Annotated in this window: 14 protein-coding genes and 1 pseudogene; 10 read left to right on the top strand and 5 right to left on the bottom strand. The window is 35.5% G+C overall.

The window, feature by feature from the left end:
- Nucleotides 1-29: 29 nt before the first annotated feature.
- Nucleotides 30-524, bottom strand: coding sequence for a hypothetical protein (locus tag LN736_RS05620; protein ID WP_150357415.1), 495 nt, complete (start codon nucleotides 522-524; stop codon nucleotides 30-32).
- Nucleotides 525-712: 188 nt separating this feature from the next.
- Between LN736_RS05620 and LN736_RS05615 the strand changes: the two genes are divergently transcribed.
- The 7 genes and pseudogenes from LN736_RS05615 (at nucleotide 713) to LN736_RS05585 (ending at nucleotide 7,227) form a co-directional block, all read left to right on the top strand.
- Nucleotides 713-1,555, top strand: coding sequence for a glycoside hydrolase family 25 protein (locus tag LN736_RS05615; RefSeq protein ID WP_150357417.1), 843 nt, complete (start codon nucleotides 713-715; stop codon nucleotides 1,553-1,555).
- A gap of 437 nt (nucleotides 1,556-1,992) precedes the next feature.
- Nucleotides 1,993-2,460 (top strand): hypothetical protein, encoded by a 468-nt coding sequence (locus LN736_RS05610; RefSeq protein ID WP_190972217.1) that lies wholly within the window; start codon nucleotides 1,993-1,995, stop codon nucleotides 2,458-2,460.
- Nucleotides 2,461-2,539: 79 nt separating this feature from the next.
- Nucleotides 2,540-2,896: a hypothetical protein gene (locus LN736_RS05605; protein WP_150357419.1), complete on the top strand. Its 357-nt coding sequence runs from the start codon at nucleotides 2,540-2,542 to the stop codon at nucleotides 2,894-2,896.
- 396 nt (nucleotides 2,897-3,292) lie between these two features.
- A pseudogene (gene ilvA / locus LN736_RS05600) lies at nucleotides 3,293-4,282 on the top strand (threonine ammonia-lyase); the annotation flags it as partial.
- A 327-nt stretch (nucleotides 4,283-4,609) separates the two neighbouring features.
- Nucleotides 4,610-5,872 carry a double-cubane-cluster-containing anaerobic reductase gene (locus LN736_RS05595; protein WP_150357423.1) on the top strand — a complete coding sequence of 421 codons (1,263 nt, stop codon included), beginning with the start codon at nucleotides 4,610-4,612 and terminating at the stop codon, nucleotides 5,870-5,872.
- A gap of 294 nt (nucleotides 5,873-6,166) precedes the next feature.
- Nucleotides 6,167-6,418: a DUF3343 domain-containing protein gene (locus tag LN736_RS05590; protein ID WP_150357425.1), complete on the top strand. Its 252-nt coding sequence runs from the start codon at nucleotides 6,167-6,169 to the stop codon at nucleotides 6,416-6,418.
- A 50-nt stretch (nucleotides 6,419-6,468) separates the two neighbouring features.
- A complete protein-coding gene (locus LN736_RS05585; RefSeq protein WP_179978459.1) occupies nucleotides 6,469-7,227 on the top strand; it encodes an acyl-CoA dehydratase activase in 759 nt (252 codons plus the stop codon).
- A gap of 148 nt (nucleotides 7,228-7,375) precedes the next feature.
- Here the strand turns inward: LN736_RS05585 and LN736_RS05580 are convergent, their stop codons facing one another.
- The 3 genes from LN736_RS05580 to LN736_RS05570 all read right to left on the bottom strand — a co-directional run bounded on the left by LN736_RS05580 (nucleotide 7,376) and on the right by LN736_RS05570 (nucleotide 8,820).
- A complete protein-coding gene (locus LN736_RS05580; RefSeq protein WP_229981162.1) occupies nucleotides 7,376-7,624 on the bottom strand; it encodes a spore coat protein in 249 nt (82 codons plus the stop codon).
- A 12-nt stretch (nucleotides 7,625-7,636) separates the two neighbouring features.
- Nucleotides 7,637-7,822 carry a hypothetical protein gene (locus LN736_RS05575; protein ID WP_150357431.1) on the bottom strand — a complete coding sequence of 62 codons (186 nt, stop codon included), beginning with the start codon at nucleotides 7,820-7,822 and terminating at the stop codon, nucleotides 7,637-7,639.
- Nucleotides 7,823-7,944: 122 nt separating this feature from the next.
- Nucleotides 7,945-8,820, bottom strand: coding sequence for an SDR family oxidoreductase (locus LN736_RS05570; RefSeq protein WP_229981161.1), 876 nt, complete (start codon nucleotides 8,818-8,820; stop codon nucleotides 7,945-7,947).
- A gap of 217 nt (nucleotides 8,821-9,037) precedes the next feature.
- On the opposite strand from LN736_RS05570, the gene LN736_RS05565 reads away from it, so the two are divergent.
- A complete protein-coding gene (locus LN736_RS05565; protein ID WP_150357435.1) occupies nucleotides 9,038-9,970 on the top strand; it encodes a DMT family transporter in 933 nt (310 codons plus the stop codon).
- 99 nt (nucleotides 9,971-10,069) lie between these two features.
- Entirely contained in the window at nucleotides 10,070-12,073 is a 2,004-nt protein-coding gene (locus tag LN736_RS05560; protein WP_179978461.1) for an oxidoreductase, read from the top strand.
- 10 nt (nucleotides 12,074-12,083) lie between these two features.
- On the opposite strand, the gene LN736_RS05555 is transcribed toward LN736_RS05560, so the two are convergent.
- On the bottom strand, nucleotides 12,084-12,665 hold the full coding sequence (locus LN736_RS05555; protein ID WP_150357439.1) for a class D sortase: 582 nt from the start codon (nucleotides 12,663-12,665) through the stop codon (nucleotides 12,084-12,086).
- A gap of 312 nt (nucleotides 12,666-12,977) precedes the next feature.
- Between LN736_RS05555 and LN736_RS05550 the strand changes: the two genes are divergently transcribed.
- Complete coding sequence (locus LN736_RS05550; protein ID WP_229981160.1) at nucleotides 12,978-16,028, top strand: ATP-binding protein; 3,051 nt, start codon at nucleotides 12,978-12,980, stop codon at nucleotides 16,026-16,028.
- The last annotated feature ends 10 nt before the right edge of the window (nucleotides 16,029-16,038 follow it).

Here is a 16,038-nt window from a genome sequence, read left to right as displayed (position 1 = left end):
AGCCCTAGACGGATCCGGGGCTTTCATTATTACGCTATATTGACATAATAATATGCAGTTTTGTGAGTAAGGACTGTATCAGTTGTTTTATTATTATTAAATTGAATAATATCTACTTTATGTTTACCTGTTTTGATATCATTTCCCTTTAGTTCCATATTTGTCTTACTGTTGGATAATTGTTTTTTAGAGTTGAAAACACCATCTATGAATATATAGCTCATATATTTATTATTGAATTCACTTGGGGTTATTTCAACTTTTTGAGATGAAGTATTTTTCTTGATATTTATAATCGGAACATTTCCATCTTTAAAGGTGTTAGATGATGGAGATATATAAAATTTGCCTGGACCCATGTCAGTCTTCAAATTTTTAGGCAATTCTGCTAAGTCGTTTTTAGCTTTGTTCTCTATATTTTGTGTTTTGTTTTTAACATTGTTAGATTGTTGTTGAGTTCCACAGCCTATTAAGTTTATTGTAATCAGTAAGGATGCTGTAATCACATAAAAAGTTTTTTTCATCTATATCCACTCCTTGTAATTTATATGAATATTTGTTTGGTAATAATTAAAGTTTGTGCATTATAAAAATAGTTATACTAGAAAATTATAAAAGTCACATTTAAAATTTAAAATAGGAAACTGAATTGCATATCGACAATGTCAAAAAGTGCAGTTTAAAAATATATTGAAAATAAAGGAGGGGTTTTATGTTGAAAGGTGTTGATATAAGCAATCTCAATGGTTCAGTTAATATTCAGCTTGTCAAAAATACAGGACACAAATTTGTAATTGCAAAGGCCACTGAGGGAAGTACCTTTGTGGACAAATTTTATAACAGCAGCATTAAAGATGCCAGGGCACTGGAGCTTGTCACTGCAGCATATCATTTTGCCAGATTTACGACTAAAGAAAAAGCTATCCAGGAAGCCAGTTTTTTTAAATCCACTGTTGCAGGCACTGATCTTGACTTTGTAGTTCTGGATTTTGAACAGCAGTGCAGCGGGGACATGACGGATGCCTGCCTGGCATTTCTGGATGCCATATCTTCTATAGCGCCGGCGGTGATTTATTGCAATCCAAACTATATAAAATCACATCTAAATTCCAAAATAACAAAGTATCCTCTTTGGATTGCCAATTATGGGACAAGTTCTCCAGATTTTACGCTGTGGAGCAAATATGCTATATGGCAGTATACGAATAAAGGGCAGATATCGGGTATGTCCGGATATGTGGACCTTAATTATATGGCGGAGGATTTCTACAATTCTCTAAAAAGGGGTGAGAAAAAAGTGGATGCTATTGTGATATATAACTACGGTGCTGATATGCATTCTGCGGAATTACTGGCTGATTTTTTAAATTGTCCTACGATTTCTAATGCCAGAAAGTTTGATTATTCTCAAGTGAAAAATGTTTATGCTGTTGGAGGCAAGAAGGAACAGTATACAAGCTATTTAACAGAACTTATCAGCGGTACGGATAGATATGAAACAGCAGAACGTGTACTTGATTTTATAAAAAAAAGAAAAAAAGCCGTTGATTTGTAATAGAGTATTAAATGAGTAAGAAAAAAACCAGGGATGAAAATCCCTGGAATGAGGTTATTATAATATGAGTTTAATTGAAATTTAAACACCGGAAATTCATCATCCCCGGTGTAAAGTAAATACCAATGTACTGAATGACAAATATTTTGGATCATATGAAACTTTAAATATTTTATAATCTAAATACATTGATATTCTTATATAAATAGAATGTGCAAAAAGCAAATTATTATTCCGGTAATTTTAGGTATCGGTGATTTTACAATAGAGGTAACAAATATGATATAAAGAGATAGATGAAAATTCATATAGATATTATTCAATTGAACTCCTTAAGATTATAAATTGCAGAATAAGCATCCGTTTTTTTAGGATGCTTATTTTGTTTTGAATCAGCATATTCTGTATTAAAAGTATTTGTTTGGGGGTATTATATAATGAAAGAGCAATTGCTCAGTTTACTTGTGGAGTTTATTTTAGGTATAGTTGGAATTATAGGAGGTTATGTACTTAAGAAGATTTCTGATGTAGTGAAAGAACAAAGAGAATCTTTTATAGCTAGAAAAGGAATGGACAATTATAATCATGCTCTTACTGTAGCAAAGGGAATGTACTATGTTTTAGAAGACGAATTTAGTTCTGTACAAAAATCGGGAGATATTAAGAAAAGCGAAATGGATAAAAGATTGCTGCAGCTATTACCCTGTCTTACCCAAGATGAATTGAATGCTATAAATAAACAGGTATGTATCAGTGCTGATAGTAAAGTAAAACAGCAATCCTTTCAATTGGAGGAGCTTAAAGAGACACAATCTAAATTGTGGCAGCAGCTAATACAATTACAACAGGAGAATTTACGCTTAAAACAGATTATAGCTAATACACAAAATTTACGTCAACAGTAAAAATAAAGAGCTTATCCATAGAGATGAGAACATATTTGTGGTAGAATTAAATAAAGTGCTTGGAGGGAGTTGGTTTAATATGTATAGGGAATGGTTGGAGGTTCTAGAAGAAAATAGAGACAAAGTGGAAAATGGGCTCAATGAGTTATTTAGACAGGTGGTTTCAGGAAAACATGAAGAAGAAAGAGAAGGAATTCTAAGCATTGGTGCTGACGGTAATATTGATATATATTTCGAAAATAAGGAATATGTATTAAAGGAAGATTCAAATGAAGCTGAACTGGAAATTATAAGAATTGACTGTGACAAGTATAAAAATTTAAAAAGCAGAGATGATATTGAACAAAAAATGGAATATCTAAAAAGTAAAGTTATACCTGAAACTATAGATAAACTGTATGAAGATGTAAGAGGATGGGCATTGGAAGAGAGTTAAAAATGGCGTATTGTATATTTTTTATAAGCTATCTTGAAATTTTTTAAGATAGCTTATTTTAATGTCGAAATTAAAGCATCTGAGAAATATTTTATTCATTAACTTTAAAATATGATTCAAATAATTTAATTAAATTCTACAAAATTAAATTGTATAAAATAAAAAAATATGTTATTATAGACTTGAAATAATGATTCATATGTGCATAAATTACATTTTCATATATGTGTAAGAATTCGACAAACATATTGTAGATATGAAAACGTTTATCACATAAAATACCTAATCATATATATTTACAGGACTTTTTTAAATAAATGAATTTTTTTATGCATAAATTACATATATATGAAGGTACGTAAACAATTAAAATAATATTGACAGGGGGAATGAGTTATGGAACTAAATCTAGAAAGGATCAAAAAGGCTAAAGAAAATATTAAAGATGTAGTAAGGGAAACTCCTCTTTTTTACACCAGTACTTTTTCCAAAAAATGCGGCTGTAATCTGTACTTGAAATGTGAGAATAAACAGAAAACAGGAGCTTTTAAATTAAGAGGTGCATATAACAAGTTGGTTAATCTGAGTGAAGAGGATAAGAAAAAGGGAGTTATAGCTTCTTCGGCGGGTAATCATGCTCAGGGAGTTGCCTATGCTTCGACGGCTTTTGGAGTAAAATCTACAATTGTTATGCCTGCTACTGCACCTAAAGCAAAAGTTGAAGCTACTAAGGGTTATGGAGCTGAAGTAATTCAGGCAGGCCAGGTTTACGATGAATGTTATGCTAAGGCAGTAGAAGTTCAGAAGGAAACGGGAGCTACTTTTGTTCATCCGTATAATGATGTGGATGTAATGGCAGGTCAGGGAACTATAGGAATCGAAATATTGGATAAATTGCCTGAGGCGGATGTAGTGATAGTTCCAATAGGTGGAGGTGGATTGATATCAGGTGTTGCTACGGCAGTTAAATCCATAAAACCTTCCATAAGAGTTATAGGAGTGCAGCCTGAGATCATAGCTTCTACTAAAGTTTCAATGGAACAGAAAAAAGTAGTCACACTCCCTGGTGCAAAGTCCATAGCTGATGGTACATCTGTCTGTGCCCCTGGAGATAAATGTTTTGAATATATTCAAAAGTACGTAGATGAAGTTGTAGCTGTGAGTGAGGAAGAAATAGCATTTGGAATGTTTTCGTTAATGGAAAGAAACAAACTGATAGCTGAAGGTGCTGGTGCACTGCCCCTGGCAGCTTTACTGGCTGGAAAAGTAAGCGGAATAGAAGGCAAAAATGTAGTAGGGCTTGTAAGCGGTGGAAATGTAGATATAGCTACTGTTGCAAAAATAATAGAAAAAGAATTGGAGAAAAATAGTCGCTTATTGCAATATTCTTAGATTTGTTGGAATAAGTACTCTATATAGCATTTTATTTTAATTAAAGGCAGGTATGTAGACATCAGGAAAATTCTTTCCTGATGTCTTGTAGTTTATCAGGTGATCTTTGAGTACAGTAAAAAGCTAATAGTGAAAGTTGTATAGTTAACAAAAATTCGACATAATTAAAATTAATGATCAATGATATGTCTATAATATAATATGATAAATGCAGATGATTATTTATGATACCATAAAAGTGTACCGAATTATATCCAGTAAGACATCGGGAGATACCTGGTGAAGAAGTTAGTTTATATTAAATAGAGGAGGGAATAAATATTGGCTGATTATAGGGAACTTTGGAGCAAACTTGGGGTCGATTTGGAAAAGCATGATGAGTTGTGTGCTGTGCTGCCAAAATTATATGAGGGAACATATCTCACTCAAGAAAATAGACCTGAGAGGATGAATTATTTTAATTCTGTATTGGCTGAAATACATGGATTTAGAATTAAAGAGTTGGACGAGCATAAGAAAAATGGCGGGAAAGTAGTCGGAACCTTTTGTGTATTTGTACCAGATGAAGTTATACTTGCAGCAAATGCAATAGGAGTAGGGCTTTGTTCAGGATCTCAATTTTGGGTTGAAGACGGTGAAAAGGTTTTACCTAGGAATATGTGTCCTTTGATCAAAGCATTCATGGGGGCAAAAGTGGGAGGAACATGTCCTTATTTTCAATCCTGCGATATGGTAATTGGAGAGACAACCTGTGATGGAAAAAAGAAAGCCTGGGAAGTATTGAATGATTATGTGCCGGTACATGTTATGGAACTTCCCCAGATGAAAAGGGAAAAGAATTATGATCAGTGGATAGGGGAAATAAAGGATTTTATAGGCAAGATGGAAGAACTTACCGGAAATAAGGTTACTGTTGAGAGCCTAAGAGAAGGCATAAAAATTATCAATTTAAAGAGAAGGGCATTGAAGAGATTGTATGGCTTGAGAAAATATAAACCTTCTCCAATAAGCGGACTAGATGCACTTTTGATATCTCAGGTTGCATTTTTTGATGATCCACAGAGATTCACAGAAAAATTAAATGAGCTTTGCGATGAATTGGACGAGAGAGTAAAAAGTGGGATGAAGGATGAAGGTAAAAAGAGGGTTATGATAACAGGAACTCCTATGGGACTTCCCAACTGGAAACTTCATTCCATTGTAGAGAGCTTAAATGCGCAGATAGTAGTTGAAGAGACCTGTACCGGCACAAGATATTTCGAAAATGAAGTGGACGAAAAGGGAGAAACCCTGGAAGATTTGATTAAAAATATAGCAGACAGGTATATGAAGATAAATTGTGCCTGTTTTACGCCCAATACGGGCAGAATTGATGATATAATAAAATATGCAGGTGAATACAATGCAGATGGAGTAATAGATGCCAATCTTTCTTTCTGTCATACTTATGCTGTAGAACACAGGGATGTGGAAAGAGCATTAAAAGAGAAAAACATACCTGTTATGCAGATAGAAACAGATTATTCCACAGAGGATTCCGGACAGATAAAGACCAGAGTTGAGGCATTTTTGGAAATGATTTAGATTGACTGCGCGGTGTAGCTGAAAGATCAAGTGATTCTTAGGTTCAGATAGAGTTTGCTTATAAGGAATGCTTACTCCATCTGAACCTTATTAACAGTATTCTTAGTGTCTTCAGCACTTAGAATACGTTATCCTTTAGGGGAAGAACTTATCCAGGCGCGTAGCAGTACTTATCGTAAGCTTTAAGAAGTTGGAGTATTAGCAATGGTAGCGTTCGGATAAAAAAATGCCTGAAGCTTTTTAAAAGAGAATCTTCAGGCATTTTTTGAATTTTTTAATAAAGGAGTTGATGGGGTGGATACTGTAAGATATTATATACTGTTTCCCTGCCATACAGAAGGTATAAAAATGGAAAAATTGTTAAAGAAAAATAAAATTAGATATACAATTGTACCTACTCCAAGAGAGATTTCATCTTGCTGTGGAATATCTATAATGTATAATAAAGAAGACGAAGAAAAAATAAAGGAATTGATATACAATTATAATGTGAAAACCCTTGGATTACATTCTGTAAATAAAAAAATAGTAAATCCTTATTTATAGCTGTGAAGGTTACTGTAAAATGATATTCTTGTAGATAAAGGTGGTATTTTATGACTTGTGTAGGAATAGATATAGGCTCTACGGCTTCAAAAGTTTGCATATTTGATAAAAAAATCCAAAAATTATTTGTACTTCCCACAGGATGGAGCAGTGTTAAAGTTGCCGGCGATATAAAACTCCGTCTGAAGAACATCGGATTTACAGAGGAAAATTGTAAAATAGTTGCTACAGGTTATGGAAGAGTATCTGTTCCATATGCCCATAAGACAATAACTGAAATTACATGTCATGGAAAGGGAGCTTTCTATCTTTTTAAAAATGACTGTACTGTGATCGACATAGGCGGGCAGGATACCAAGGTGATTACTGTGAAAGACGGTAGAGTCACCGGATTTACAATGAATGATAAATGTGCTGCTGGCACGGGAAGATTCCTGGAACTTATGGCAGGCACTCTGGGATTGGAAATAGAAGAACTATGCGAAAGGGCAAAACATGGAAATGGGATAACCATAAGTTCCATGTGCACTGTATTTGCCGAATCCGAAATAATAGGACTGATAAGCAGCGGAAGTAAAAGAGAGGACATAGCTTTTGGCATAATAGATTCTATCACAAGTAAGGTGAAATCTCTCTGCCAGAAACATGGAGAGGGGTTTAATTACTTTTTAACAGGGGGTTTGAGCAATAACGAATATATAATGGACAGTCTTTCTAAAAAACTTAAGCAGCCTGTCAAGAGCCACAAATATGGAAGATATGCAGGAGCCATTGGAGCAGCTCTTGCAGCAGGGGAACTGAAGCTTTGATTTGTGAAGTTAACTTTCTGTGTAAAAATAAGTATCAGTGAAAACTGATACTTATCAAATGATTATAATTTTAGGGAGTACTGCTATCTTTGATATTTGTCGCTGCTCGAATTTACTGAATTTTTGAAAATTAAGATGCAGAGCAGTGCTATTGTCCCATTAACTGCGATTTTACCTGCTGAACGTCACTGCTGTCAGCCATTATTGCAGGCTTATAATAGCCTTTTGATTGGGCAAGCCTATAGAGTTCATATTGAGATGTTTCGCAGTTGTTTCTAATCTGTTGAATAGTTGATCTGAGATTGGGATTAGCACATTCAGCTATTACATTGGCATAGGTTGTTAATTCACCTTTGGCCATGGAAAGTGCGTCGTTTATCATTACTTTGTCTTGCATGTTTTTTACCTCCTAATTTAGAAATGACATTAATTGTTGTTTTGTTTTTTGGGCATCTTGTGCTGATTTTTGAAAGTATGATTTCACCTGTGGATCAGTACAATTCTGCATGTATGCCTGCATTTTTTCATAAGCTGTTTCGTGAGCTCCAATGAGATGTCTCAGATTTTGAAGTTCCTGTTGATTTAACTGTGACATAGTGTATATTTCTCCTTTCATATTTTTATTTACCAATATCTATTATCTTTAATTTTAATTTAATTATGCAGAAGTATAAAAAATTAGCGGGGATAATTTTAGAAATTTTATGTACATATAGATCAGCCTCCTATAAAATCACCGCCATTTACATGTATGGTTTCACCGGTGATGTAAGAAGCTTCGGATGACGCCAGGAATACGTAGGCGGATGCCAGCTCTACCGGCTGACCTGGCCTGCCTATGGGTGTAGTAGAACCAAATTCACCAACTTTTTGTGCATTGTAGGAAGAGGGTATGAGAGGTGTCCATATAGGCCCCGGTGCTACGGCGTTGACCCTTATATTACTGCCTATAAGTGACAGCGCCAGAGAACGGGTAAAGGACACAATTGCACCTTTTGTAGAAGAATAGTCGATTAGGTCCTTACTCCCCCTGTAGGCTGTTATGGAAGCTGTATTTACTATGCAGCAGCCTGGTTTGAAATATGGCATTATTGCCTTGGTAATATAAAACATGCTGAAGATATTTGTCTTGAATGTTTTTTCCAGCTGTTCCTCTGTTATATCTTCGATGCTGTTTTGTGGAAATTGTACTGCTGCATTATTTATGAGTATATCTATTTTGCTGTAGAACTCTATGGTTTTTTCAACGGCGGTTTTACAAAAATTGTGATCTGAAACATCTCCGGGAATTAAAAGACATCTTCTTCCTGAATTTTCTATAATTTTTTTTGTATCCTCCGCATCTGAATGTTCATTATAGTACACTATTGCCAGATCCGCACCTTCTTTAGCAAAAGCTATGGAAACCGCTTTTCCTATTCCACTGTCCCCTCCTGTAATTAAAACTGTTTTATCCTTCAGTTTATCCGAACCTTTATATTCAGGGTTTTCGCTTATTGGCTTTGGATTCATCTCGGATTCCACTCCGGGCTGTTTGATTTGTTTCTGCTGTGGAATGGATTTTGTAAAATTTAAATAAAAATCATTGTTCATCTTTAAAAACTTCCTCCTAATTTAAACTTTCAATAATAGTATGTATAATTGTAAGAATAATATCCTAACCAGAATAGTGCATATAAAAATGTTTTCATCCTGTAAGGCCAATTCAAGTGAATTCAAATGTAAGTTGACAATTTATCATGACGGGTATACTCTAAAAAATGTGTTCGAATTTGTTGATTGACATTTATATTTGAAAGGAAGACGTGAATTGGGATATATTTTTATTGGCTTGACTGCGGTGATTTTCAGTACCATGGAGATTACGGGAAAACTTATAGTTGGAGTAAATCCGCTTCAGCTGAATTTTTTAAGGTTTTTAATAGGTGGTTTATTTTTAGTGCCCTTTGCTCTTAGATCCATGAAATATAAGAAGATCAAACTTAAGAAAGAGGATTTCCTCTACTTTGTGATGACAGGATTTTTATGCGTGGTAGTCAGCATGTCATTTTTCCAGCTGGCAGTTACATATACAAAAGCATCTACTGTAGCAATAATTTTTAGTACTAATCCGGTATTTACAATTATCCTTGCTTATTTTGTTTTAAAGGAAAAGATGAACAGGGGAACTGTTATATCAGTTGTGTTGAGTATAGTAGGCATGGTTTTTATATTGAATCCTTTTGGGATAAACAGTGATATGAAGGGAATATCATTTGCCTTTCTCTCTGCAGTATCTTTTTCAATATATGCTGTAATAGGAAAGCTGAGATCGGAGAGATATGGGTGCATGGTTTTAAACTGCATGACTTTTTTGACAGGAGATATAATCATGTTTTTTCTAATGCTGATATCCAAAATGCCTGTCATTATAAATTTCATAGGTACTAATGAAAATTTAAGGTTTATGGCAGACATTCCTATTTTTTATGGAATAAGTTCTGTCAATATAATTCCTGTAATGTTTCTTGGAATTGTAGTAACCGGGATGGGATATATGTTTTATTTCCTTGCAATGGACAAGACTTCAGCATCTATGGCTTCCATGGTTTTCTTTATTAAGCCGGTTTTGGCACCAATTTTTGCACTCATTGTATTGGAAGAGACAATACTTGCAAATACTACAATTGGAATATGCTTTATTTTGATTGGATCTTATTTTTCAGTCGGCTGGAGGGGTAAAAGCGTTTTGGCAAAAGATTAGGTATTGTGGTTATAAAATTAGTATTCTACAGTATATTTAAACTAAAGAGGGAAAATATAAAATAGAGTTTAAATATATAAGTAGGAGGTAAAAATTAATATGAAAAACAAATCCTTGTTTCAGCCTATTAAAATAGGAAAGGTGGAAATAAAAAATAAAATATCCATGGCTCCCATGGGAGCTTTTGGGCTTGTGGATAATGAAGGGTGTTATAACCAGAGAGCTATAGACTATTATGTGGAGAGGGCAAAAGGCGGAACGGGCCTTATTATAACAAGTATTACCAAAGTGGAAAATGAACTGGATAAGGTGGTACCTGGTATAATTCCCATTATATCAATAAATCCAGGTAGATTTTTGATGACATCTTCTGAGATGGCGGAGCGGGTTCATGCCTACGGTTCAAAGATATTTTTGCAGCTTACCATGGGTTTCGGAAGAAGCGGTGCACCAGGTACACTTTTGAGAGCACAGCCTGTATCTGCATCGGATATTCCTAATTACTGGGATCCTACTGTCACCTGCAGAGCCCTTACTACTTCGGAAGTTGAATGGATAGTGACAAAATTTGTTGAAGGTGCTGAAATTGCACGACAGGCAGGGTTTGACGGAGTTGAAATACATGCAGTGCACGAGGGGTATCTGCTGGATCAGTTTACTCTTTCAATATTTAATAGGAGAACTGACAAATACGGTGGTGATCTGAGAGGAAGGCTTCAACTTCCCGTAGAAATAGTACAGGGAATAAAGGCTGAAGTGGGGGATGATTTTCCTGTGGGTCTGAGATACAGTGTAAAGAGCTGTATAAAGGACTGGAGGCAGGGTGGACTTCCGGAGGAAGATTATATTGAAAAAGGCAGGGATCTGGAAGAAGGCATTGAGGCTGCAAAAATACTTGAGACTGCGGGATACGATGAACTTAACACTGATTTGGGTACATATGATGCCTGGTATTGGTCACATCCGCCTCTCTATCAAAAAGATGGATTATATTTGCCTTATACGAAGGAATTGAAAAAAGCTGTTAATATTCCCGTCATAGTTGCAGGCAAACTTGGGAATCCGGATCTTGCGGAGAGAGCTCTTGATGATGGTTCTGCGGATATGATCGGGCTCGGAAGACCTCTTCTCTGTGATGCATACTGGCCGAAAAAAGCTCTTGGGAATCATCCTGAAAGAATTCGTCCCTGTATCGGATGCCATACAGGATGCCTTGGAAGAGGATTTGAGGGGAAACCATTGAGCTGTACCGTAAATCCTGCGGTTGGAAGAGAGAGGTATTATGAAATAAAGCCTGCAATTAAAAGCAAGAAGATCATGGTTGTAGGAGGAGGAATTTCAGGAATGGAAGCGGCCAGAGTTGCTGTTATGAGAGGACACAATGTTACACTCTATGAAAGCACTAATGAACTTGGCGGAGAAGTTATTCCAGGATCTGTACCGGATTTTAAGCTGGATGACAGGAGGCTGCTTGACTGGTATAGAAATGAGATGAAAGAACTTAAAGTTAAAATAATATTTAACACTAAGGTAACGGAGGATATGGTGCAGAAGGAAAAGCCTGATGCTGTGATCATTGCAACGGGAGCGAAAGATATTAGACTCAAATTACCTGGCATAGAAAAAGATAAAGTTTCAACAGCAGTTGAAATTTTAAACGGCAGTAAACAGTCAGGAGAGAATGTACTCATGATAGGCGGCGGACTTGTAGGATGTGAAACTGCTCTTTACCTTGCAAAACAGGGTAAAAAGGTGACAATTGTAGAAGCCAGAGACAGTGTACTAAATGCAGGAAAGCCGATTCCACACATGAATAAAATAATGCTGATTGATCTTATGAAAAAGTATAATATAAAAATTATTACGGGAAATTCTCTGCTGGAAGTGACTGAAGACGGTGCAGTTCTTATTGACAGCAGTTTTAAGAAACAAAATGTATCTGCGGATACCGTTATAATTGCCGTTGGCTTCAGGTCTGACAGAGAACTCTACGACAAACTCAATGGTAAGATAGCGGATTTATACCTTGTGGGAGATGCCTATGAAACTGCCAATATAATGGAGGCAATCTGGAGCGGAAATGAAATAGGACTCAACTGTTAACTATTAATTGTTAATTATCCAGTCTTGCACTTATTACAAGCCTGTGTGTGGCCACCCTTATGGGAGTGCAGGTGATGAGAGTCATAGTTGCATCTTTGGTGGGATTTAGTACATTTACTTCATCAGGAAGAACGACTTTTGTATTGTATACCTTGTATTTATAGGATCCCTTCACCGTTTTCACCCTGATCTCATCACCTGTTGTAAGTTCATCCAATCTGTTGAAATATTGCCCGAAAGTATAGCTCCTGTGGCCTGCTAAGGCAAAATTTCCCTTTTCTCCGGGCATTGCAGTTCCCTTGAAATGTCCCACGGCATACCTTAATGTATTCATGTCAGTTCCCTCTCCTACTGCTACCTTCAAATCTATTTTTGGTATGATGAGAATACCAACCGTGCCGTAATTTACAGAAGAATCGGCACTGTCTTTGGAAATTTTGACCTTTCCTTTATGTTCTTTAATTTTCTGCTCGTAGTTTTTTACCATATTATTCTGTGTATATCTTGTCCAATATTTAGTTCCAAAGGCATATACAAGTATTGAAATGCCTATAAGAATGAGTATTAAGCCTATTATATTTACTTTTTTCAATGGACTTCCCTCCAAATATTAACGTAAATTCTAAATAAAATAACAATTATATTAAAAAAATAATTATATAAGCCATGTTAATTATAAATTTAATATTATCAAATTTAAGGTAATATAATTTACATTATATACTATATAGTAATATTCGACAATAAATTAGTCAATATATATTTATTATAAATAAATGATTAACGCCACTATAAAGTATATAATAAAATTATAAATAAAAAATGAAAAGATGTATTATTTGTAATAAAATGTAATCTAATAATTATAAAATTATCAAATGTTTAAAAGGGGCACTGGCATTTAATGAAAAATATATTGAGATTTATAATAATTATGGGTATGCTGTCAATCTCATTTTTTATATCATTTTCAGATGTAATCTCCATCAAAAAACCTAATCCTGCACTTGGTGGAAAAATGGATCTTTCAAAGTGGAATTTTAAAAAAAACGGTCCTGTAAATCTTGATGGACAGTGGGAGCTGTATGATCATCAATTGCTTGCTCCAGAAAATTTTACAAGAAAAAGCAGTGTAAAGCCAAGATTGACAGGATATATCAAACTTACTTCCACCAGGCAAAATGATAAAAATAATAAATTTATGGAACCCAAAGGAGTGAGAACTTACAGGTTAGTTGTGAAAGTAAAACCTTCCGATAAAGTATTTGGACTTAAACTTGAGAATGTGCGGACGAGCAATAAATTATTTGTAAATGGAATTTTAAGGGGCTTCAGTGGAAACCCTGCTGAAAAAAATAATGGATACCATGCTGGAATGATTCCTTATGATACATATTTTAATATTCAGGGAAGTAGAGCTGAAATAATTATCCAGTCTGCCAATTTTGGGTATCCTCTTAAGGGCACATTGTATAAAATATGCTTCGGACTTCAAAAAAATATCAGCTTCATGACTACTACCAATTCTTCCATTGAACTGGCGGGAACCATATTGATGTTTTTGCTTGCCGTTTATAGCTTGTATGTATATGCCGCATGGAAAAAGGACAAAAGTTTTTTATACCTTGGAATAAGCTTTCTGTCCTTTGCCGTCGACCTGCTTTTTAATGGAGAGAAACTGCTTGTACAGTTATTCCCGGTCATTCCATTTGAATTGGAATGTAAGATTAAGAAAATGGCAGTAATACTGACTATAGCATCCCTGGCCTGGATTATAAGGGAATTCAACAAAAACATATTGTCAAAAATCACTGTCAAAGCTGTCAATGTGATAAGTATAGTTTATGTACTGGTAGTTTTAACTGTCAGCTATCCTGTGTACATGTACCTGGATTTACCCAAATATATAGTTATCACGGCGTTTCTGATCATGATAATTTTAAAACTTACGGTTATGAACATAAAGGATACCTGTGGTTCCATGAATAAAAAAGAAGCCGGCCTTTTTCTGGAGGCTATAATATGTATCAGTATTTGCCTGGTGAATAATTTTTTATATGAATTGAATCTGACAAGCACCAAACTTGTGGGTTCTGCAGCACTCTGCGGATCTATGGTACTTTTATTTACTATTTTATCCAATGGGTTTTTGAATGCCTATAAAAATATGGAAAAAATGTCGGGGGAGCTCATAGGAATGGATAAGGTGAAGAATGAGTTTATTGCCAGGACTTCTTATGAACTCAAAGCTCCCCTCTATGGAATAATCAACATAACCGAGACCATAATCAAAGAGAACAGCGGTTATATGAAAGATGAAAATGTCAAAGATATAATAATACTGAAAGATATGGCTTTGAAGCTGACAAATATCGTAAATGACACACTGGACATAACTTTGCTGAAAAATGGACAGCTGAAGATAAGCATATGCACGGTGGATGTAAAAGTCTGTGCGAGTATAGTGGTGGAAAGCTACAAGTACATATTACAGAAGAAAAACATAAATATCATCAACAATATAAGGGAAGAGGTATTGGTAAAGGCAGATGAGAGCAGGATACAGCAGGTGATATTCAATCTGGTGGGCAATGCTGTAAAAAATATGGACAAAGGTACTATAAAGATAAGCTGCAGCAGAAAAGGTGACATGGTATATGTGTCGGTGGAGGATACAGGCCCAGGAATACCTGAGGACAAGCAGCATAAGGTTTTTATGCCCTATGAATCTTTGAATCCAGAGGGCATCGGGCTGGGTTTGTATATAACAAAACAGCTGGTGGAACTCATGAAGGGTGAAATATATCTGGACTGGTCGGAGAAGGGCAGGGGAAGCCGTTTTGTGTTTTCACTGCCGGTTTCAAAAGAAAAAAATGATGTCTATGAGGAGAACAGGAAGAGGAATGAAGAGTATTTCCACAGCCTGTCTTCTACAGATTATTCTGATACAGTACAGGGCAGAAAAAATGAAGGCACTATTTTGATAGTAGATGATGAAATATTCAATGTACAGACGGCCCTCAACATATTTTACAGGGAAGGATATAATATTTTAACTGCACTCTCGGGAGAAGAGGCCTTGAAAAAAGTAGAAGACAATAAAGTGGACCTGGTACTTCTTGATGTTATGATGCCGGGAATTTCCGGTATAGATGTATGCAGGAAGATCAGGGAAAAATACTCTCTTATAGAACTTCCCATACTCATATCCACCTTGAAAGACGTGAATTATGATCTGTTCCTGGGTTTTGAGGCAGGGGCCAATGATTTTATAACCAAGCCTTTTGAGGAAAGGGAAATCACTGCCAGGGTGAGGACACTGATTCAGCTGAAAAAATTCATGGAAGATGCGCTGAAAAATGAGATGGCTTTTCTTCAGGCACAGATAAAGCCGCATTTTCTGTACAATACCATAAGCACCATAATTTCCTTTTGTTATACCGATGGAGAAAAGGCAGCGCAGCTCCTCACCGATTTCAGCAGATATCTCAGATTAAATTTTGATATAGACAATAAGATGATGCTTGTACCATTAAGGCATGAGCTTGAAATGGTGGATGCCTATATTAAAATAGGGAAGGTACGTTTTGGCGACAAGGTTCACATCGAATATGACGTTGAGCATCAGATTATGGGAGAAAAAGTCCCCGTCCTCTGCATTCAGCCCTTAGTGGAAAATGCTGTAAAGCACGGCCTCCTGGGGAAAAGGGAAGGCGGAACCGTATATGTTTCTGCCAGTAAGGAAAAAAATACAATTCATATTTCAGTAAAGGACAACGGTATTGGCATGAATGATGAGAAACTTGAGGAACTTAGAAATAGTGAAGTTTACAATAATGGGGTTGGTTTTTCAAATATCAGCAGGAGAATTAGAAAACTTCAAAAGGGAGATATAGATATACACAGTATTGAGGGAAAAGGAACAATTGTTGATATGTTTATTAAAAGTTTATGAATAATTTATA

The sequence above is a fragment of the Clostridium aromativorans genome, from assembly GCF_020908015.1.
GTDB classification, from domain to species: Bacteria; Bacillota; Clostridia; order Clostridiales; family Clostridiaceae; genus Clostridium_B; species Clostridium_B aromativorans.
This window is presented reverse-complemented; position numbering and strand designations above follow the sequence as displayed.